The organism is Burkholderia sp. MSMB1078WGS (assembly GCF_001528895.1).
In the GTDB taxonomy this organism is placed as follows: domain Bacteria; phylum Pseudomonadota; class Gammaproteobacteria; order Burkholderiales; family Burkholderiaceae; genus Burkholderia.
In genome coordinates this window covers 231,582-252,120 of the sequence record NZ_LPDI01000041.1, presented here as the reverse complement: position 1 = coordinate 252,120, position 20,539 = coordinate 231,582, and the positions used below count along the sequence as shown (strand labels likewise).

Sequence of the window (20,539 nt, the reverse complement as noted above, 5' to 3'; positions counted from 1 at the left end):
CGAGAGCGACAGTCCGGCCACCGTGGACGGGCGGGTATACGCATGGGCACGCGATGCGCCGCCGCACTGCGCGGCGGCGTTCTGCACACCGGGGAAAACGCCGGGCCGCCCGCTTTTCCGCGCGGAGAAAATCTCCTCGCGGATACCATCGCCGAGAAGCCCGGCGCGAAGCGCCAGGCCGGGTGCGCTCAGATCGCGCCCGCCTCGCGCAGTGCGGCAATCGCCTGCGCGTCGTAGCCGAGGCCGCGCAGCACCTCGTCGGTGTGCTCGCCGAGCGCGGGCCCGAGCCAGCGCGTTTCGCCCGGCGTGTCGGACAGCTTCGGCGTGATGTTCGGCAGCGGAATGTCGGTGCCGTCGGCCAGCTTGAAATGCTGGATCATCTGGCGCGCGACGAACTGCGGATCGGTGAACATGTCGGCGGCGCTGTAGATGCGCCCGGCCGGCACGTCGGCCGCGTTGAGCACGGCGAGCGCCTCGTCGATCGTGCGCGGCGCGAGCCACGCGGCGATCGCGTCGTCGATTTCCTGCGTGCGCGGCACCCGCCCGTCGTTTTGCGCGAGCGCGGGATCGTCGGCGAGGTCGTCGCGCTCGATCGCCTTCATCAGCCGCTTGAAGATCGGATCGCTGTTGCCGCCGATCACGATGCTGCCGTCGCGGCATGCATACGTATTCGACGGCACGATGCCCGGCAGCGATGCGCCGGTGCGCTCGCGCACCATCCCGTACACGCCGTACTCGGGCACCACGCTTTCCATCATGTTGAAGACGGCTTCATACAGTGCAACGTCGACCACCTGCCCCGCGCCGCCGTTGACCTTGCGGTGATGGAGCGCCATCAGCGCGCCGATCACGCCGTGCAGCGCGGCGATCGAATCGCCGATCGAGATGCCGATGCGCGGCGGCGGCAGATCCGGATAGCCGGTGATGTGGCGCAGCCCGCCCATCGATTCGGCGATCGCGCCGAAGCCGGGCCGGTCGCGGTACGGACCCGTCTGCCCGTAGCCGGACAGGCGCACCATCACGAGGCCCGGATTGTCGGCCGACAGCACGTCGTAGCCGAGCCCGAGCTTTTCGAGCAGGCCCGGACGGAAGTTCTCGATCACGATGTCGGCCTCGCTCGCGAGCTGCCGCGCAATCGCCTTGCCGGCGTCGGCTTTCAGATTGAGCGTGACCGATTTCTTGTTGCGCGCCTGGACGGACCACCACAGCGACGTGCCGCCCTGCTCCGGATGGAGTTTGCGCCACTTGCGCAGCGGGTCGCCGCCGTTCGGATCCTCGATCTTGATCACTTCCGCGCCGAATTCGGCGAACAGCCGCGACGCGAACGGCCCCGCGATCAGCGTTCCGAATTCGAGCACTTTGACGCCCGCGAGCGGGCCCTGGCTGACGCTCATGTGTCTCCCTGGCATGAGGAACGGCGCTGCCGGCAGGCGGCGCCCGGCTTACATCGTGCGGCGGTCGAGCATCGCGCGGGCGATGGTGCCCGCGTCGACGTACTCGAGCTCGCCGCCCACCGGCACGCCGCGCGCGAGGCGCGTGACCGCCAGCCCGCGCGCCTTGAGCGTCTGGCCGAGGTAGTGGGCGGTGGCTTCGCCTTCGTTCGTGAAGTTGGTCGCGAGCACGACCTCCTTGACGACGCCGTCGGACGCGCGCCGCACGAGGCGGTCGAAATGGATTTCCTTCGGGCCGATTCCGTCGAGCGGGCTCAGTCGCCCCATCAGCACGAAATACAGCCCGCGGTAGGTCATCGTCTGCTCCAGCATGATCTGGTCAGCAGGCGTCTCGACGACGCACAGCAGCGTCGGATCGCGCTCCTCGTCGCTGCAGACCTCGCAGATCCGCGCTTCGGTGAACGTGTTGCACTTCTCGCAGTGCTGCAGGTGCTCGGTCGCGAACAGCAGCGAGCGGCCGAGCCGCTCGGCACCCTCACGGTCGTGCTGCATCAGGTGAACCGCCATGCGCTGCGCGGATTTCGGCCCGACGCCGGGCAGCACGCGCAACGCTTCGACGAGCGCGGACAAGGCGGACGGCTGTTTCATACGGCGGCAAACAGTGACAAGGACGCTGCGCTCAGAACGGCAGCTTGAAGCCCGGGGGCAGCGGCAGGCCCGACGTCATCCCGCTCATCTTTTCCTGCGACGTTGCTTCGGCCTTGCGCACCGCGTCGTTGAACGCGGCGGCGACGAGATCCTCGAGCATGTCCTTGTCGTCCGCGAGCAGGCTCGGGTCGATCGACACGCGGCGCACTTCGTTGCGGCACGTCATCGTCACCTTGACGAGGCCGGCGCCCGACTGCCCTTCGACTTCGATGAGCGCAAGCTGCTCCTGCATCTTCTTCATGTTTTCCTGCATTTGCTGCGCTTGCTTCATCAGTCCGGCGAGGTTGCCTTTCAACATGGGAATACTCCTTCTGGATCGTGTGAAAACCGGCACGCGGCGCGTGCCGGCCAATGTGTGCGGGGCGTGATTGTGCCTGTCGACGGGCGCTCGGTTCAATGCAGCGTCGGCGGCGCGCCGTCCGGCGCCGAATCGGCGAGCGGGCGCACCGAGCCGTCGACGATGCGCGCACCGAACTCGCGCACGAGCTGCTGGACGAACGGATCGCCGTGAATCTCCTGCTCGGCTTCGCGCTGGCGCGCCGCGCGGGCGGCCGCATCGAGCGCCGCCGCCGTGCGCCGCGCAGGCCCGACCTCGACGCTCACCTCGACCGGCTTGCCGAGCGCATCGGCCAATGCCGCCTTCAACTTCGCCACCTGCGCGGCGTCCGCATACTGCGGCACCGGCACGGACAATTTCAATGCCGTCGCATCGACGGCCGTCAGCTCGCTGTTGAACGCGAGCTGATACGCGACACCCTTCAGCGGCAGCCGCGCGGCCAGCGCCGGCCATTCGCCGTCGAAGCCGATCGGATCGAGCGCGATCGCCGGCGGCAACGGGCGCGAGTCGATCGGCGCGGCCGGACGCGCGTCCGCCGGCTTCGGCGTCACGCGCACATCGTCGGGACCGCTGTCGAATGCCGGCACGAAGCCGTCGTCGGAACCGCCGAACATCTCGTCGGCGCTGAGCGGTACGTAGTCGTCGGGCGGGATGTCTTCCCAAGGCGGCGACGGCTGACGCGAATCGGCTGCCTGCGGCGCACGCGCAACGGCACGCGGCGTCGGCACCTGGACAGCCGGACGCGGCGCGGCCGGCTTGTCGACAGCCGGCTGGGCTGCCGCCGGCTTGGCGGCAGCGCCTGCGCGGCCGCGGTCCGACGACACGCGCATCCCTGCATTGCGCAGCACGTCGAGCGCGGCGGCGGCACCGCCCGCGCGTGCCGTCGACCGCGCGGCGGCGGGCTCGGGCGATGCGGCGCGCGGCGCCGGTTCGCCCGCTGGAGCCGGTTCGTCGTTTCGCTGCACGGCGGCAACGGCAGGCGGCTCGGGTTCCTTACGCGCGGGAGGCGGCATGTCGCCTGCGGGCGCCGCCTTCGCTTCCGGCTGCGGCGGCTCGATAGCTGGTGCGTCGGACGCTACCGGTGCCGCCGACTCTGCCGGTGCTGCCGATGCTGCCGACTCTGCCGATGACGGGATGGCAGCCGGCTGGGCGGCCGGCGCCGCGGCGGGCGGCCGTGCTGCGGCAGCGGGCGCGGCCGATACCGGCTTCGCCGCAGCGGCGGGTGCCGCGGCTGCACGCGGCGTCGGCGCCGGCACCGCACGCGGCGGCACGGACGGCTGGCCGCCCGGCGCACTGCCGGCGCCAACGGCCGGCTCGAACGCGAGCATGCGCAGCAGCGTCATCGTGAAACCGGCGTATTCGTCCGGCGCCAGGCCGAGTTCGGCGCGCCCGACGGTCGCGATCTGATAGAACAATTGAACCTGTTCGGGGCTCAGCGTCTGCGCAAAACGACGCAGGTCGGCCGCTTCCGGCCATTCGTCGAGCACCGAGCCCGGCGCGAACTGCGCCCATGCGATCCGGTGCAGCAGGCTCGCGAGATCCTGCAGCGCGGTCGAGAACGACAGGCTGCGCAGCGACATCTCGTCGGCGATCGCGAGGATTTCCGGGCCGCTGCCGGCCGCGAGCGCGTCGAGCAGGCGCACCATGTAAGTCTGGTCGAGCGCGCCGAGCATGCCCGACACCGCCGACTCGGTCACCTCGTTCGCCGAATAGGCGATCGCCTGGTCGGTCAGCGACAGCGCGTCGCGCATGCTGCCCTGCGCGGCGCGCGCGAGCAGGCGCAGCGCCTGCGGCTCGAACGCGATCCGCTCTTCGCCGAGGATCCGCTCGAGATGCGACACGATGTGCCCGGCCGGCATCTGCTTCAGGTTGAACTGCAGGCAGCGCGACAGCACGGTGACAGGGATTTTCTGCGGATCGGTCGTCGCGAGGATGAACTTGACGTGCGGCGGCGGCTCTTCGAGCGTCTTCAGCATCGCGTTGAACGCGTGGTTCGTCAGCATGTGCACTTCGTCGATCATGTAGACCTTGAAGCGCGCATCGACGGGCGCGTACACCGCACGCTCGAGCAACGCGGCCATCTCGTCGACACCGCGGTTGCTCGCCGCGTCCATCTCGACGTAATCGACGAAACGGCCCTCGTCGATCTCGCGACAGGCGCGACACACGCCGCACGGTTGCGACGTGACGCCGGTTTCACAGTTGAGCGCCTTCGCGAAGATCCGCGACAGCGTCGTCTTGCCGACGCCGCGGGTTCCGGTAAACAGATAGGCGTGATGGAGACGCCCGCCGTCGAGCGCGTGCGTGAGCGCCCTGACGACGTGCTCCTGGCCGACGAGCGAAGCGAAATCCTTCGGACGCCACTTGCGTGCGAGAACTTGATAGGTCATCGGGAAATTGTATCAGTAACGCTGCGTCGCGCCGACACGCGAAACGGTGCGGAACACGGGCAAGGCGCAGGTCGAACGGAGTGTGACGCAGAAATAAAAAACGCCCTGCGAACGGGGCGAGAAGGAAGGTGACGAGCCCAACCCTCGGCACTGGCGGAAAACGATTGTGGCTGCTTCGTTCCCGACCTGACCAGGTTCACCGCCCCACCATGCGAGGAGGCCCGTCACGGCATATTCTATCACTGCTTCCGGACGAATGCGACCGTTTGTTCGCATCCATGCGAATGTCGCCGGACAAACCGGCACGTCGTTCGATCGGACACGTTGAATGCGGCGCGCCCCTTGTAATTCGCGGACCGGCCTCCACCTGCATGGCACAACGGTCGAACGTCGCGTCGTACCCCTACTCGCGTAGCGGCTACTATCGCCGCCCGCAGCAGATAGCAATTTAGGCTAATATGACGCCCGAACGACCCGCGAGCCGCGGCATGCAGCGCTTACGCCCCCTTTCCGGAAGGCGGAGTGACCTGCCGCAGCGGCCGGCAGCCTACGGCGGCCGGTACGCCGCAACGCGCAAGCAGGCAGTCCCCGAACCGTAAGAGGTATTGACCCAATGAGCGAACAGATCAAACACATCAGCGACGCATCGTTCGAACAGGACGTCGTCAAGTCCGACAAGCCCGTACTCGTCGATTTCTGGGCCGAATGGTGCGGCCCGTGCAAGATGATCGCCCCGATCCTCGACGAAGTCGCGAAGGACTACGGCGACAAGCTGCAGATCGCGAAGATCAACGTCGACGACAACCAGGCCACGCCCGCGAAATTCGGCGTGCGCGGCATCCCGACGCTGATCCTGTTCAAGAACGGCGCGGCCGCCGCGCAGAAGGTCGGCGCGCTGTCGAAGTCGCAGCTCACCGCATTCCTGGACAGCCACCTGTAATACCGGCAGTTCCGCGGACGTGTTGTCAGTCGGCAACACGTCCGTCGTCAAGCCGCCGATCGCTCGCTCAAGCGCGAATCGGCCTATGCTAGAATTAAAAAACGTCGGCAAGACGCATTTAAGTCTCTGAGCGCCTCCGCTCGCCCTCCTCCCTTATTTTCTTTCGTCGCTTCTCCTCCCTGGCGGGTTCTCCGTATGCATTTATCCGAGCTCAAGTCTCTGCACGTGTCCGAACTGATCGAAATGGCCAATGGCCTGGAGATCGAAAACGCGAACCGCCTGCGCAAGCAGGAGTTGATGTTCGCCATTCTCAAAAAGCGCGCCAAGACGGGAGAGACGATCTTCGGCGACGGCACGCTCGAAGTGCTGCCGGACGGCTTCGGCTTCCTGCGCTCGCCGGAAATGTCGTACCTCGCGAGCACCGACGACATCTACATCAGCCCGTCGCAGATCCGTCGCTTCAACCTGCACACCGGCGACACCATCGAAGGTGAAGTCCGTACGCCGAAGGACGGCGAGCGCTACTTCGCGCTGGTGAAGGTCGACAAAGTCAACGGGCAGCCGCCCGAGGCCTCGAAACACAAGATCATGTTCGAGAACCTCACGCCGCTGCATCCGAACAAGCCGCTGTCGCTCGAGCGCGAAATGCGCGGCGAAGAGAACGTCACCGGCCGCATCATCGACATGATCGCGCCGATCGGCAAGGGCCAGCGCGGCCTGCTCGTCGCGTCGCCGAAGTCGGGCAAGACCGTGATGCTCCAGCACATCGCGCACGCGATCAAGCAGAACCACCCGGACGTGATCCTGTTCGTGCTGCTGATCGACGAGCGCCCGGAAGAAGTGACCGAAATGCAGCGCTCGGTCGCCGGCGAAGTGATCGCGTCGACGTTCGACGAACCGGCAACGCGTCACGTCCAGGTCGCCGAAATGGTGATCGAGAAGGCCAAGCGGCTCGTCGAAATGAAGCATGACGTCGTGATCCTGCTCGACTCGATCACGCGTCTCGCGCGTGCGTACAACACCGTGATTCCGGCGTCGGGCAAGGTGCTGACGGGCGGTGTCGACGCGAACGCGCTGCAGCGTCCGAAGCGCTTCTTCGGCGCCGCGCGCAACATCGAGGAAGGCGGCTCGCTGACGATCATCGGCACCGCGCTGATCGAAACCGGCAGCCGCATGGACGACGTGATCTACGAAGAGTTCAAGGGCACCGGCAACATGGAAGTGCACCTCGAGCGCCGCCTCGCGGAAAAGCGCGTGTATCCGTCGATCAACCTGAACAAGTCGGGCACGCGCCGCGAGGAAATGCTGATCAAGCCCGAGATCCTTCAGAAGATCTGGGTGCTGCGCAAGTTCATCCACGACATGGACGAAGTCGAGGCCATGGAATTCCTGCTCGACAAGATCCGCCAGACGAAGAGCAACTCCGAGTTCTTCGACCTGATGCGCCGCGGCGGCTGATCGCCCCCGCTCTGCGACACGGCCGCCCGCGCATCCTTGCCGGCGGCCGTTTTTCGATCCAAACCTGAACGTGAACGTACAGGTTCATCTATAATCGCGTCATTGTCCCGCCGAATCTCCCTGACCGATGCCGAACGATGCCTCCACCCCGCTATTGACCGTCAGCGACGCCGCCTCGCGGCTCGGCGTCACGCCGCGCACGCTCAAATATTACGAAGAGCGCGGGCTCGTTACGCCGTCGCGCAGCGAAGGCCGCTACCGCCTTTACGACGAAGCCGACCTCGAGCGCTTCGCGCGCATCCTGCGGTTGCGTGCGCTCGGCTTCTCGCTGCACGGCATCACCGAAATGCTGAAGCGCCCGCTGGAAGAAACAGGAGACGGCCGGCGCCGCTATTCGGAGGCGTCGCTGCGCGAGATCCGCGCCGGCCTCGCCGGGCAGATCGAGACGCTGGACCGGCGGATCGCGGCCGTTCAGCGCGAGCTGAAGGAGGCCGTCGCGCTGCGCAAGGAGTTGCAACACGACATCGACTACGTCGAACGGCGCCTCGCCGGCGAAAACGCCGACGCGCTGATCGCGCAGCGGCAGGCCGAAGCCGGCACGCGGCGCGCACGCAAGGATCGCGAATGAACGCGGTGCCCGGCCGGCCGCCGCTGTGGAGCCGCGCGAACCTGCGCGGAGACCTGTTCCCGTGGGCCCTCGCGCTCGTCACCGGCATCGACTACTTCGACAACGCCGTCTTCTCGTTCTTCGCGAGCTACATCGCGGGCGGCATCAACGCGTCGCCCGACGAACTCGTCTGGTCGTCGAGCGCCTACGCGGTCGCGGCCGTGCTCGGCATCCTGCAGCAGCAATGGTGGGTCGACCGGCTCGGCCATCGCCGCTACGTCGCGGGATGCATGCTGATGTTCTCGCTCGGCGCGATCGCGGCGGCGCTGGCCGACACGTCGCTGGCGCTCGCGTTCGCGCGCGGCTTCCAGGGCTATTTCATCGGCCCGATGATGGGCGCGTGCCGGATCCTGATCCAGATCAGCTTCAAGCCTCAGGAACGGCCGCCCGCGACGCGTGCGTTCCTGATCATGATCCTGCTCGGCAGCGCGCTCGCACCGATCGTCGGCGGGCTGCTGGTCGCGCATTCGACGTGGCGCGCCCTGTTCGCGTGCACGGCGCCGGCCGGCATCGCGTTCGCGATCCTCGCGTTGCTCACGCTGCCCGATTCGGGCCGCACGCCGGACGACGAACGCGGTTCCGGACACTTCTGGCCGTACGTGGTGTTCGCGCTCGCGCAAGGCGCGCTGCAGATCGTGCTGCAGCAGGTGCATTACCAGCTCTACAGCGGCTCGCCGATGCTGATCGTGCTGACGATCGCGGGGCTCGGCGCGCTCGCGTGGTTCGCATATCACCAGTGGCATCATCCGACACCGCTCGTGCGGCTGCATGCGTTTCGCGAGCGGACGTTCCAGATCGGGCTGCTGCTCTACATGTTCTATTACTACGAGACGACGGGCTTCAGTTACCTGACGTCGCGGTTCCTCGAGGGCGGGCTCGGCTACCCGGTCGAGAACGCCGGGCGCCTGGTGGGCACGATGTCGCTGATCTCGGCCACCGCGCTGTTCGCCTACCTGCGCTACGCGAAACTCGTCACGCACAAGAAGTGGTTCGTCGTGCCGGGGTTCGCGATCGCCGTCACGGCCGCGCTGTGGATGACGCGGATGACGCCGCAGGTCGGCGAAGCCGCGCTGATCGTCCCGCTGCTGCTGCGCGGGTTGCTGCTGCTGTTCATCGTGCTGCCGGTCGCGAACCTCACGTTCCGGATTTTCGCGATCGACGAATACACGCACGGCTACCGGCTGAAGAACATCGTGCGGCAACTGACGATCTCGTTCGCGACGTCATCGGTGATCATCGTCGAGCAGCACCGGCTGGCCGTGCACCAGACACGGCTCGTCGAGCGCGCGAACGCGTTCGATCCGCTGTTCCAGCAGACCGTCGATGCGCTGACGCGCGGCTTTGCGGCCGCCGGCCATGCACCGAACGATGCGCACGGCCTCGCGATCGCGTCGATCGCGCGGATGGTGGCGCAACAGGCGTCGTTCCTCACGTCGCTCGACGGCTTTTACTTCCTCGCGGGCGTGGCGCTCGTCGGCGGCCTCTTCGCGGCATGGCAAAAACAGATCGATTGAGTTAAAAGACAGGCTTTGGATTTTCGTCCGCAGCCTCCATGCTTTCGAAACTGACCCGCTGGTTCGACGACCGCCGCCGCGACCGCGCGCTGCGCAGCCACCCGATTCCCGACGCGCTGTGGCACGAAACCGTCGAGCGCCTGCCGTTCCTCGCGACCTTGTCGCCCGACGCGCTCGGCCGGCTGCGCGAGCTGACGAGCCTGTTCGTCGCGAAAAAATCGTTTTCGACCGCGCACGGGCTCGAACTGACCGACGCGATGATCGTCGCGATCGCCGCGCAGGCCTGCCTGCCCGTGCTGAATCTCGACCTGTCGCTGTACGACGGCTGGGTCGGCGTCGTCGTGTATCCGGGCGAATTCGTGATCCGCAAGACCGTGCAGGACGAGGACGGCGTCGTCCACGAGGTCGAGCAGGATGCGAGCGGCGAGGCTTGGGAAGGCGGCCCCGTGATCTTGTCGTGGGAAGACGCGCAGATGACGGACGGCCGGGACGCGTACAACGTCGTGATCCACGAGTTCGCGCACAAGATCGACATGGTCAACGGCGCGGCCGACGGCTATCCGCCCCTTTTTCGCCGCTGGCATGCGCCGCATCTCGACGCACAGGCATGGGCCGACGTGTTCGAGCACGCGTACGACCAGTTCTGCGCGCGCGTCGACGCGGTGCCGGACCGCGCGTGGGCACGCTTCGAGCGGGACTCGCTGATCGATCCCTATGCGGCCGATCACCCGTCGGAATTCTTTGCGGTGTGCAGCGAGGCGCTGTTCGTGCGGCCGAAAGCGTTCGAGTCCGAATTTCCGGAGCTGTACCGGTTGCTCGCGCGCTACTACCGGCAGGATCCGGCCGGCACCGGCGCACTCGACGCGCCATGAAAATTATTCGTCAACCGTCTGATTTTCTGGCATAATCGCCGTTTTTCGACCTTAGGCAAGTGGCTCGCGCCGGGCTTGACGGCGGCCGAATCGCTCCCATCGGGGCGGCTCGACACGGCAAGCGGCGGGTTGGCTACCGCTATCACCAAGGAAAATCATGAAACCTGGCATTCACCCGGACTACCGCGAAGTCGTCTTCCAAGACATGTCGAACGGCTTCAAGTTCATTACGCGCTCGACGATCCAGACGCGTGAAACCATCGAACACGAAGGCAAGACCTACCCGCTCGCCAAGATCGAAGTGTCGTCGGAATCGCACTCGTTCTACACGGGTCAGCAAAAGATCATGGACACGGCAGGCCGTGTCGAGAAGTTCAAGAACAAGTTCGGCGCACGCGCGAACGGCAAGGCTGCAGCAAAGTAAGCTTTGCACCGATCCGGTGGTTGCAACGCACCGGTACCGCACGAAAGGGCAGCCCAGGCTGCCCTTTTTTGTCTCTGCTCGCCCGGCAGGCGCCACCCCGCGCCCGGGCAACGACCTGACGCACAACAGCGGGCGCGACTACAATGCCGGATGCTCGAAACCGGCTCGACCGCGCGCGACCGCGCCGGCCGCCCGCCCATAACAAATCGCTCATCTGCATGAAGCCTGTCGTCCGTCTCACCGCCTCCGCCACGCGTGCGCTGCCGCGCTGGCTGCTGCTCACGCTCTGCTTCGTCTACGCGGCGTTCGGCCTGTTCGGCCGCGACCCGTGGAAAAACGAGGATGCGGCGGGCTTCGGCGTGATGTGGACGATGGCCAAGGGCGGCTGGCACGACTGGCTGCTGCCGAACCTGGTCGGCAAGTTCATCACGACCGACGGGCCGCTCGGCTACTGGCTCGGCGCGCTGTCGATCCGCGGCCTCGGCCCGTGGGTCGACGCGAGCAACGCGTCGCGCGTCGACACCGGCGTGCTGTTCTGCGTCGCGTGCGCGTTCGTCTGGTACGCGGCCTACCTCCTCGGCCGGCGCGCCGAGGTTCAACCGTTCAAATATGCATTCGGCGGCGAACCCGAGCCGCGCGACTACGGCCGTACGCTCGCGGACGGCGCGCTGCTGGTGCTCGTCGCCTGCTTCGGCCTCGCGGAACGCGGGCACGAAACGACGCCGCAGCTTGCGCAGTTCGCGTGGATCGCAATGCTCGTCTACGGGATCGTGCGTGGCATCGACAAGCCGCTCCAAGGCGCACTGTGGTGGGGCCTCGCGATCGGCCTCGTCGCGCTGTCCGGCAACCCGGTGCTGGTCGTCGCGCTGCTCGCGGGCACGGCCGCGCTGTGGCTCGTGACGCCCGAGATGCGCAACCTGCGCCTGCCGCTGGTCGGCGTGCCGCTCGCGGCCGCGATCTTCGCGCTCTGGCCGCTCGCCGCCTTCGTCACGGCGCCGGACGACGCCGCGTGGTTCTTCAACCAGTGGATCCACGGCAGCCTGATGCGCTTTTCGGGCCCGCCGACGGCCGTGCTCGGCTATGCGGCGAAGAACCTGCCGCTGTTCACGTGGCCCGCGTGGCCGCTCGCGATCTGGGCGTGGTGGAGCTGGGCCGGCATGCGCCGTCGCGCGCACATCGCGATTCCGCTGTCGGTCGCCGTGCCGCTCGTCGCGCTCGTGATCCTGCAAAGCCAGCAATCGAACCGCATGTACATGCTGCTGCTGCCGCCGCTCGCGGTGCTCGCGACGTTCGCGCTGCCGACCCTCAAGCGCGGCGCGATCAACGCGATCGACTGGTTCGCCGTGCTGAGCTTCACGATCCTCGGCACCTTCGTGTGGCTCGTGTGGCTCGCGTCGCTCACCGGCTTCCCGCATCCGCTCGCACGCAACCTCGCGCGCCTCGTGCCCGGCTACGAGCCGCATTTCAAGATCCTGTCGTTCGTCTGCGCGATGATCGTCACCGTGTGCTGGTGCTTCCTCGTGCGCTGGCGCGTCTCGCGACAGCCGAAGGTGCTGTGGCGCAGCGTCGTGCTGTCGAGCGCGGGCACCACGCTGATGTGGGTGCTGCTGATGACGCTGTGGCTGCCGATCGTCAACTACGGCCGCACCTATCGCGACGTCGCGCAACAGATCGCCGTACACCTGCCGTCCGACTACGAATGCATTTCGCCGGTGCGGCTCGGCGACGCGCAGATCGCGACTTTCGCGTACTTCGGCAACATGCACTTCGATTTCTCCGGCGACTGCGACGTGATCCTGCGCCAGGACCGCGCCGACTTCGGCGAGCCGAGCGCGATGTCGCAATACGTGTGGCGTCTCGTCTGGGAAGGCCGCCGCGTCGCCGACCGCGACGAGCGCTTCCGCCTGTACGAGCGCATCGAGCGGCCGAAGACGCCCGTCAAGCGGCGTCCGCCGCGCCGCCAGGCGGCCGATTGACGATGCTCGGCGACATCCGCCGAATCGTCGGTCTCGCATGGCCGGTGCTGGTCGGCCAGCTCGCGATCATCGCGTTCGGCGTGATCGACACCGCGATGGTCGGCCGCTACTCGGCCGTCGATCTCGCCGCGCTCGGGCTCGGCTCGTCGATCTACGTATCGATCTACATCGGCCTGACCGGCATCCTGTCCGCGCTGCAGCCGATCACCGGGCAACTGTACGGCGCGCGGCGCTATGCCGAGATCGGCGAGGAGGTGCGCCAGGCGCTGTGGCTCGCGCTGCTGCTCTCGATTCCGGGCTTCCTGCTGCTGCATTTTCCCGAGCCGCTGCTGCGCGTCGCGCACGCACCCGCAGCGCTGCACGACCGCACCGTCGACTACCTGCGCATCCTGTCGTATGGGCTGCCCGCCAGCCTCGTCTTCCGCATCTACAACGCGCTGACCAACGCGGCCGGCAAGCCGCGGCTCGCGATGATCCTGCAGATCGGCGCGCTGCTGCTCAAGTTTCCGCTGAACGTGTGGTTCATCTTCGGCGGCTTCGGCGTACCGGCGCTCGGCGGCCCCGGCTGCGGGCTCGCCAGCACGCTGATCAACTGGGCGCTCGCGCTGATCGGCTACGCGCTGCTCGCGAAGCTCGACGTGTTCGCGCCGCTCGCGATCTTCTCGCGCTTCTGCTGGCCCGTGTGGGCGCGCCAGAAGGCGATCCTGAAGCTCGGCGTGCCGATGGGCCTGTCGTACCTGATCGAGGTCACGTCGTACACGTGCATGGCGCTGTTCATCGCGCAGTTCGGCACGACGACGCTCGCCGGTCACCAGATCGCCGGCAACATCGGCGCGGTGCTGTACATGACGCCGCTGTCGATCGGCGTGGCGGCGTCGACGCTCGTCGCGCGCGCGCTCGGCGCCGGACGCGCCGAGGAAGCCCGGCTGCTCGGCCGGCACAGCGTGATGTTCGCGTGCGGCGTGGCGGCCGCCTACGGCGTGCTCGTGTTCGCGCTGCGCCCGCTGATCATCGGCGGCTATACGCCGAACCCGGCCGTCGCCGAGGCCGCGATGCCGCTCGTCGCGATCGTCGCGTGCTACCACGTGTTCGATGCGCTGCAGGTCACGTCGGCGTTCGTGCTGCGCGCATACAAGGTGGCGGTCGTGCCGACCGTGATCTATGCGGTCGCGCTGTGGGGCGTCGGACTCAGCGGCGGCTACGTGCTCGGCTTCGACGTCGGCGGCATCGCGCCCGCGTGGCTGACCGGCGCGCGCGGCTTCTGGTTCGCGAACACGGTCAGCCTGATGCTGGCGGGCGCAGGGCTCGTGCTGTACCTGCGCCGCGTCGGCCGCGCGCACGCCACCGCCGCGGCCTGACGCGCGGCGCGCTACGCGTCCTCCAGCACGTCGGCCGCGTGATACGACGACCGCACGAGCGGACCGGCGACGACTTCCCTGAAACCGAGCGCGAGCGCCTCGTCGCGCCAGGCGGCGAAGGCATCCGGACTCACGTAGCGCCGCACCGGCAAATGGTGCGCCGACGGCGCGAGATACTGGCCGAGCGTCAGCACGTCGACCTCGTGCGCGCGCAGGTCGCGCAGCGTGTCGCGCACCTCGTCGTCGCGTTCGCCGAGCCCGAGCATCAATCCCGATTTCGTCACGAGCGTCGGCCGCGCGGCCTTCGCCTGCGCGAGCAGTTCGAGCGAGCCGCGATAGTCGGCACCCGGCCGCGCCGCGCGGTACAGCGACGGCACCGTCTCGATGTTGTGATTGAACACGTCGGGCCACGCCGACGACAACGCGTCGAGCGCACGGGCCACGCGGCCGCGGAAGTCCGGCGTCAGCACCTCGACGCCGATGCCCGGCACGCTCGCGCGCACCGCCGCGATGCACGCGGCGAAATGCGCGGCGCCTCCGTCGCGCAAGTCGTCGCGGTCGACCGACGTGATCACGACGTAGCGCAACCCGAGCGCCGTCGCCGCATCGGCCAGCCTCGCGGGCTCGTCGGGATCGAGCGGCTCGGGACGGCCGTGCGCGACATCGCAGAACGGGCACCGCCGCGTACACAGCCCGCCCATGATCATGAAGGTCGCGGTGCGCTGCGCAAAGCATTCGCCGATGTTCGGACACATCGCCTCCTCGCAGACGGAATGCAGCCGATGCTCGCGCAGCACGGCGGCCATGTCGGCCACCGCCGCGCTCATCATCGGCCGTGCGCGCAGCCACGGCGGCTTCGGCAAGACCGCGCCGGCCGCGGGCTCGACGCGCACCGGAATGCGCGCGAGCTTGTCGCGACTTCGCGCGCCGGGCTGGCCGAGCGCCGTGAGACTGGATCGTTCGAGCGCGGCGGCCATCGTCAGTCTCCGAGGAACGCGACGATCAGGCGGTTCACGTCGGCGGCCGCCTCCATCTGCACCATGTGGCCGCTGCCGGCGATCACCTCGGCGCGCACGCCGTCCGGCAAACCCTGCGCATGCTGCGCGGGAATCACCTGATCGCGCTCGCCCCAGATCACGAGCGTGCGCGGCGCAAGCGTCGCGAGCCGGTCGCGGAACACGCGCCGCTGCGCGGCGCCGTCGAACGCGGCATGCGCGATTTTCTCGAGCGCGGCCTGCACGCCTTCGAGCCGCTTGTACTTGACGAGATCCTCGACGAGCTGCCGCGTGACCAGCGCGTTGTCCGCGAACAGCGCGCCGAGGTGCGGCTTCAGCGTGTTGCGGCTGTTGCCGGCGACGAAGCCGTCGATGTACGCGCGATTGATGTCGGTGCCGAGCCCCGCGCTCGCGATCAGCGTGAGCGATGCGACGCGTTGCGGCGCACGCTCGGCCGCCGCCATCGCAACCGCGCCGCCCATCGAATGGCCGATCAGATGCGCGCGCTCGATGTGCTGCGCATCGAGCAGCGCGAGCACCGCGTCGGCCAGTTCGTCGAGGCTGCCGGTCTCGACCGCCTTGCCCGACTCGCCGTGGCCGGGCAGATCGAGCGCCCACACCGGCCGGTGCGCGGCGAGATCCGCGTGATTGAACAGCCAGTTGTTCAGGTCGCCGCCGAAGCCGTGGATCAGCACGGCCGGCGTGCCCGCACCGTCGCCCAGCTTCAGGAAGCGGATCGTGCGGCCGCCGATCTGCGCCTTCTCCGGCTGCGGGCCGGCCGCCTCGTCGGCAGCCGCGCTCGGCACGAAATCGCGCTGGAAGTCGGCGATCGCCGCATCGATGTCGGCGTCGCTCGCATCGGCGGCCGCGACGACGCCGAGCAGCGCGCCGACGGGTAGCGTCTCGCCTTCCTGTGCGACCTGCCGGCGCAGCGTGCCGTCGAACGCGCACTCGACGCCCGACGAGATCTTGTCGGTCTCGACGTCGAGCACCTCGTCGCCCTTCGCCACGCGTTCGCCGATCGCCTTCAGCCAGCCGTTGACCTGCCCCTGCTCCATCGACAGCCCCCACTTGGGCATCGTGATCATGTGAATCGACATCGTGTCAGCTCCTCGTCTTCAGGACCGCCTGCGCAATCGCATCGGCGGACGGGATATACAGGTCTTCCAGCACGCCGGCGAACGGCGCGGGCGTATGCGGCGCCGTGACGAGCCCGATCGGCGCCTTCAGCGAGCGGAACGCGCGCTGCGCGACGAACGCGGCGATGTCGGTCGCGATCGAGCAGCGCGGGTTCGCTTCGTCGACGACCACCACGCGCCCGGTACGCTCGGCGCTCTCGAGAATCGTTTCCTCGTCGAGCGGAGACGTCGTGCGCAGGTCGATCACGTCGCACTGGATGCCGTCCTTCGCGAGCGTCGCGGCCGCGTCCATCGCGAGATGCACCATCCGGCCGTACGTGACGATCGTCGCGTCGTCGCCGTCGCGCATCACGTTCGCCTCGCCGAACGGAATCGCATAGGATTCCTCCGGGACATCGCCCTCGCGCGTATAGAGCAGCTTGTGTTCGAGGAAGATCACGGGATCGTTGTCGCGGATCGCCTGGATCAGCAGCCCCTTCGCGTCGTACGGCGTCGACGGGCACACGACCTTCAACCCCGGGATGTGCGTGAACAGCGACGTGAGCATCTGCGAGTGCTGCGCGGCCGCGCGCAGGCCGGCGCCGTACATCGCGCGGATCACGACCGGCGTCACGGCCTTGCCGCCGAACATGTAGCGGAATTTCGCGGCCTGGTTGAAGATCTGGTCGAAGCACACGCCCATGAAATCGACGAACATCAGTTCCGCGACGGGCCGCATCCCGCACGCGGCCGCGCCGACCGCCGCGCCGATGTAGCCGCCCTCCGACAGCGGCGTATCGAGCACGCGGCCCGGAAACTTGTGGAACAGCCCCTTCGTCACGCCGAGCACGCCGCCCCATGCGTCGTCCTCGCCCGGCGCGCCCGCGCCGCCCGCGTTGTCCTCGCCCATCACGATCACGCTGTCGTCGCGCGCCATTTCCTGCGCGAGCGCCTCGTTGATCGCCTGCGAATAAGTGATCTTCCTTGCCATGTCTGTCTCCTGGAATGTTCGTTTCGCCGTGCCGGCCGCCGGGTCAACCCGCGCTCACGGATACGACACGTAGACGTCGGCGAGCAGGTCGGCGGCATCCGGCAGCGGCGCCGCCTTCGCCTGCGCGACCGCGTCGTCGATCAGCGCCTTGACCTGGGCGTCGATCGCGCGCAGGTCGGCGGCGGTCAGCGCTTCGGCACGCACGACGCGCGTTTCGAAATGCTTCAGGCAGTCCTTCTCGTCGCGCAGCTTCTGCACTTCGCCCGGTGCGCGGTAGGTTTGCGCATCGCCCTCGAAGTGACCGAAATAGCGTGTGAACTTCACCTCGACGAGCGTCGGGCCGCCGCCGTTGCGCGCACGCTCGACGGCTTCGCCCAGCGCCTCGTGCACCGCGAAGAAGTCGAAGCCGTCGACGATCACGCCCGGCATCCCGAACCCGTTCGCCCGATCGGCGATGTTGTCGGTCGCAACCGACCAGCTCGACGACGTCGCTTCCGCATAGCCATTGTTTTCGGCGACGAAGATCGCGGGCAGCCGCCACACCGACGCGAGGTTCATCGATTCGAAGATCACGCCCTGGTTCGACGCGCCGTCGCCGAAGAAGCACACGCCCACGCCGCCCGTCTTCTTGTGCTTGGCCGCGAGCGCCGCGCCGCACACGAGCGGGCCGCCTGCGCCGACGATCCCGTTCGCGCCGAGCATCCCCATCGACAGATCGGCGATGTGCATCGAGCCGCCCTTGCCGTGGCAGACGCCCGTCTTCTTGCCGTAGATTTCGGCCATCATCCCGTGCACGTCGACGCCCTTCGCGATGCAATGGCCGTGGCCGCGGTGCGTGGTGGCCACGTAGTCGTCGAGGCCGAGGTGCAGCATCGTGCCGACGGCGGACGCCTCCTCGCCCGCGTACAGGTGAACGAAGCCGGGGATCTCGCCGGTCGCGAATTCGACGTGCAGGCGTTCCTCGAATTCGCGGATCGTGCGCATCAGCCGGTAGGCGTCCAGCAGCTTGTCCCTGCTGAGCTGTGTCGAAGCGGTCATGTGTGTCTCCTGGGTAGGTCTGACTGCGAATGCCGCCCCGGCCATGCCGCGGCGGCGGATTGCACGGTTTGCGGCCGTCAGTGGAACGTGAAGCCGCCGTCGACGTTCACGGCCTGGCCCGTCACGTTGTCCATCGTCGCGAAGAACAGCGCGAGCCGGCCCATGTCTTCCGGCGTCTGCGCGCGGCCCTGCGGAATCAGCGTCAACTGGTGCCGCTGCCACGATTCCTCGACCGATTCGCCGTCGGTCTTCCATGCGTCGGACAGCCGGTCCCACATGTAGGTACGGACGATGCCGGGGCAGATCGCGTTGACGGTCACGCCGTCGCGCGCGAGCTCCTTCGCCAGCGCGTTGGTGAAGCCGACGACCGCGAATTTCGATGCGCTGTAATGCGCGAGATTCGGAAAGCCTTCCTTGCCCGCAATCGACGCGACGTTGATGATCCGGCCGCGGCCCTGCGCCTTCAGATGCGCGAGCGCCGCGCGGCACCCGAGGAACGTGCCCTTCGCGTTCACGTCCATCACGAAATCCCAGTCGCGCTCGGTCAGTTCGGCGACCGGACGAATGCTGATCACGCCTGCGCAGTTCACGAGAATGTCGAGCCCGCCGAGCTCGGCGAGCGCCTGTGCGACCATCGCGTCGACCTGCTCGACCTGCGTGACGTCGACTTTCGCGACCGCCACCCGGCGACCGAGCGCGCGCACCTCGCGCGCGGTGGAATCGAGCGCGTCGTCGAGCAGATCGGCCAGCAGGATGTCGGCGCCGGCACCGGCGAGCGTCAGCGCGATGCCGCGGCCGATGCCGCGCGCGCCGCCCGTGACGATGGCGACCTGTCCTTCGAGAGGGGCTGTCATGGCGATGTCTCCTTGATGATCGTGACGGATGCCGAAATACCGTTGCGCCGGTCGTCAGTCGTGCCGCACACCTGCGTCGCGCAGCAGTTGCCGCGACGATGCGTAGCGCAGCGTGCGGCCGACGTCGACCGTCAACGGCCCGCGCCAATCGAGCGAAATCTCGTAGCGATCGCCGCGTGCGACCTCGATCTCGCGCTCGCCGTCGAACGCGAGCGTGCCGCGCTCGAACGGAATCGCGTGCCACGCGCCCGGTTCGAGCCGCTCGCAACTGCGCATCACGACACGGTCGACGCGCCCCGGCGCGATCGGCGCGACGAGCGGTGTGCCGGCCGCGTTGCCGGCTTGCGCGAAGCGCATCGCGAGCCCGTGCGGCGCGCTGCGTTCGAGCGGCGCCCATGCGCCGCCGAGCGCGGACAGGCCGATGCCGTCCGGTTCCGCGAACGTCAGGTAGAGCGAGTCGATGTCGTCGGGGCCGGAGATCGCGCGTGCGCCGATGAAGCGCTGCCGCGCGGCGCACACGTCGACGAGCGCGATCTCCTCGCGCCCCGGCTGTTCGCCCGCGACGCAGCGCACGACGAGCCGCTTGTTGCGCACGAACGCGACCTCGGCCGGCACCGCGCCGCTCGCGGCGAGCCCTGCCGCGACGCCGGCGACGGTCGCCTCGCGATGTTCGGGAAACGCGTTGTTGGTGCCGGTGGACAGCGCGACGAGCGGCGTCGCGCCGCAATGCGCGGCCACCGCGCGATGGGTGCCGTCGCCGCCGAGCACGACGATCAGCGACACCTCCATCCGGTGCAGATAGGCAGCGCCGGCCTGCGTGTCGGCGACGGTATCGGTGATCGGCAGGTCGACGAAGTCGACCTCGGGCCAGCGCTCGTGCGGCGCGACTGCACGATGCGTGTCGATCGCGCGCAGCAGCAGCGTCGCGATGCCCGTGCGGTCGCGCAGCGTCAGCACGCGCTCGACGCCCATCGCACCGAGGCCGGCCAGCAGGCGCACGATCATGTTCGCCTTCTCCGCGGTCGGAAACACGGATGCATGCGTCGTGAGGCGGCGGATGTCGCGCCCCGACGCGGGGTTCGCGATCACGCCGACGGTAACGGGCGTCGTCACGGGTTTGTCTCCATCCAGTCTGCAGGGCCCGCGCGTTGGCGCGCGCCGGCTCCGCCTGTTTCGTCCGCCGCCATCGACGGGCGGCGGATCGTCGTCGCCGATGCGATCGCGCCGGCTTGCCCTTATCTCTGCAAGCAGCGTGCCATCGTGCGTGCGATGGCCGCGAAACCCGCGTCTGCACTGGCGCAGCGGGCCTGCACGGGTTCGGAATGCGCGACCGTGACGACGCGGCGCGCATCGAATTCGCCGGGACGTCTCACGTCGTCGATACGGCGAACGCGATCGTCGCGGCGCCCGCGCATGCGCGTCGTTCCGCCGCAAACCCAGCGTTCGCGCGGCGTCGCGCAGGCGACGTCCCGCCGCACGCCGCGCATTCGGTTGTCTCAACGGCGCGA

General features: G+C 68.1%; 18 protein-coding genes and 1 other RNA gene. 8 read left to right on the top strand and 11 right to left on the bottom strand.

Going from position 1 to position 20,539, the window contains the following annotated elements:
• Positions 1 to 188: 188 nt before the first annotated feature.
• From WT24_RS13460 to ffs, 5 genes are all read right to left on the bottom strand, one after another.
• On the bottom strand, positions 189 to 1,394 hold the full coding sequence (locus WT24_RS13460; protein WP_059504938.1) for a CaiB/BaiF CoA-transferase family protein: 1,206 nt from the start codon (positions 1,392 to 1,394) through the stop codon (positions 189 to 191).
• A 48-nt stretch (positions 1,395 to 1,442) separates the two neighbouring features.
• Positions 1,443 to 2,039 (bottom strand): recombination mediator RecR, encoded by a 597-nt coding sequence (recR, locus tag WT24_RS13455; RefSeq protein WP_034207452.1) that lies wholly within the window; start codon positions 2,037 to 2,039, stop codon positions 1,443 to 1,445.
• A 31-nt stretch (positions 2,040 to 2,070) separates the two neighbouring features.
• The gene (locus tag WT24_RS13450; protein ID WP_006482124.1) at positions 2,071 to 2,397 is read right to left on the bottom strand and encodes a YbaB/EbfC family nucleoid-associated protein; all 327 of its coding nucleotides are present in this window, start codon (positions 2,395 to 2,397) and stop codon (positions 2,071 to 2,073) included.
• A 95-nt stretch (positions 2,398 to 2,492) separates the two neighbouring features.
• The gene (locus WT24_RS13445) at positions 2,493 to 4,826 is read right to left on the bottom strand and encodes a DNA polymerase III subunit gamma/tau (RefSeq protein ID WP_060033952.1); all 2,334 of its coding nucleotides are present in this window, start codon (positions 4,824 to 4,826) and stop codon (positions 2,493 to 2,495) included.
• A 127-nt stretch (positions 4,827 to 4,953) separates the two neighbouring features.
• Positions 4,954 to 5,052: signal recognition particle sRNA small type (gene ffs, locus WT24_RS13440), an RNA gene on the bottom strand.
• 387 nt (positions 5,053 to 5,439) lie between these two features.
• On the opposite strand from ffs, the gene trxA reads away from it, so the two are divergent.
• The 8 genes from trxA (at position 5,440) to WT24_RS13400 (ending at position 14,035) form a co-directional block, all read left to right on the top strand.
• The gene (gene trxA, locus WT24_RS13435) at positions 5,440 to 5,766 is read left to right on the top strand and encodes a thioredoxin TrxA (protein WP_006402348.1); all 327 of its coding nucleotides are present in this window, start codon (positions 5,440 to 5,442) and stop codon (positions 5,764 to 5,766) included.
• Between the two features lie 195 nt (positions 5,767 to 5,961).
• Positions 5,962 to 7,224: a transcription termination factor Rho gene (rho, locus tag WT24_RS13430; protein ID WP_006478662.1), complete on the top strand. Its 1,263-nt coding sequence runs from the start codon at positions 5,962 to 5,964 to the stop codon at positions 7,222 to 7,224.
• A gap of 127 nt (positions 7,225 to 7,351) precedes the next feature.
• A complete protein-coding gene (locus WT24_RS13425) occupies positions 7,352 to 7,852 on the top strand; it encodes a MerR family transcriptional regulator (RefSeq protein ID WP_059504942.1) in 501 nt (166 codons plus the stop codon).
• The gene (locus WT24_RS13420; RefSeq protein ID WP_060033948.1) at positions 7,849 to 9,405 is read left to right on the top strand and encodes an MFS transporter; all 1,557 of its coding nucleotides are present in this window, start codon (positions 7,849 to 7,851) and stop codon (positions 9,403 to 9,405) included. Before WT24_RS13425 ends, WT24_RS13420 begins: the two co-directional genes overlap by 4 nt.
• Positions 9,406 to 9,443: 38 nt before the next feature.
• Positions 9,444 to 10,277, top strand: coding sequence for a zinc-dependent peptidase (locus WT24_RS13415; protein WP_059504945.1), 834 nt, complete (start codon positions 9,444 to 9,446; stop codon positions 10,275 to 10,277).
• A 157-nt stretch (positions 10,278 to 10,434) separates the two neighbouring features.
• The gene (locus WT24_RS13410) at positions 10,435 to 10,701 is read left to right on the top strand and encodes a type B 50S ribosomal protein L31 (protein ID WP_011549676.1); all 267 of its coding nucleotides are present in this window, start codon (positions 10,435 to 10,437) and stop codon (positions 10,699 to 10,701) included.
• Positions 10,702 to 10,844: 143 nt separating this feature from the next.
• Complete coding sequence (locus WT24_RS13405) at positions 10,845 to 12,677, top strand: glycosyltransferase family 39 protein (protein ID WP_156441789.1); 1,833 nt, start codon at positions 10,845 to 10,847, stop codon at positions 12,675 to 12,677.
• A gap of 2 nt (positions 12,678 to 12,679) precedes the next feature.
• On the top strand, positions 12,680 to 14,035 hold the full coding sequence (locus tag WT24_RS13400; RefSeq protein WP_060033941.1) for an MATE family efflux transporter: 1,356 nt from the start codon (positions 12,680 to 12,682) through the stop codon (positions 14,033 to 14,035).
• A gap of 11 nt (positions 14,036 to 14,046) precedes the next feature.
• Here WT24_RS13400 and lipA read toward each other — a convergent pair whose 3' ends face one another.
• The 6 genes from lipA to WT24_RS13370 all read right to left on the bottom strand — a co-directional run bounded on the left by lipA (position 14,047) and on the right by WT24_RS13370 (position 20,144).
• Complete coding sequence (gene lipA, locus WT24_RS13395; RefSeq protein WP_060033938.1) at positions 14,047 to 15,012, bottom strand: lipoyl synthase; 966 nt, start codon at positions 15,010 to 15,012, stop codon at positions 14,047 to 14,049.
• A 2-nt stretch (positions 15,013 to 15,014) separates the two neighbouring features.
• Positions 15,015 to 16,130 carry an acetoin dehydrogenase dihydrolipoyllysine-residue acetyltransferase subunit gene (locus WT24_RS13390; RefSeq protein WP_060033935.1) on the bottom strand — a complete coding sequence of 372 codons (1,116 nt, stop codon included), beginning with the start codon at positions 16,128 to 16,130 and terminating at the stop codon, positions 15,015 to 15,017.
• Between the two features lie 4 nt (positions 16,131 to 16,134).
• The gene (locus tag WT24_RS13385) at positions 16,135 to 17,139 is read right to left on the bottom strand and encodes an alpha-ketoacid dehydrogenase subunit beta (protein ID WP_060033932.1); all 1,005 of its coding nucleotides are present in this window, start codon (positions 17,137 to 17,139) and stop codon (positions 16,135 to 16,137) included.
• Between the two features lie 54 nt (positions 17,140 to 17,193).
• The gene (locus WT24_RS13380; RefSeq protein WP_060033929.1) at positions 17,194 to 18,177 is read right to left on the bottom strand and encodes a thiamine pyrophosphate-dependent dehydrogenase E1 component subunit alpha; all 984 of its coding nucleotides are present in this window, start codon (positions 18,175 to 18,177) and stop codon (positions 17,194 to 17,196) included.
• Between the two features lie 77 nt (positions 18,178 to 18,254).
• Positions 18,255 to 19,031 (bottom strand): SDR family NAD(P)-dependent oxidoreductase, encoded by a 777-nt coding sequence (locus tag WT24_RS13375; RefSeq protein ID WP_060033926.1) that lies wholly within the window; start codon positions 19,029 to 19,031, stop codon positions 18,255 to 18,257.
• Positions 19,032 to 19,085: 54 nt separating this feature from the next.
• Complete coding sequence (locus WT24_RS13370) at positions 19,086 to 20,144, bottom strand: ATP-NAD kinase family protein (RefSeq protein WP_059504961.1); 1,059 nt, start codon at positions 20,142 to 20,144, stop codon at positions 19,086 to 19,088.
• Positions 20,145 to 20,539 lie beyond the last annotated feature (395 nt).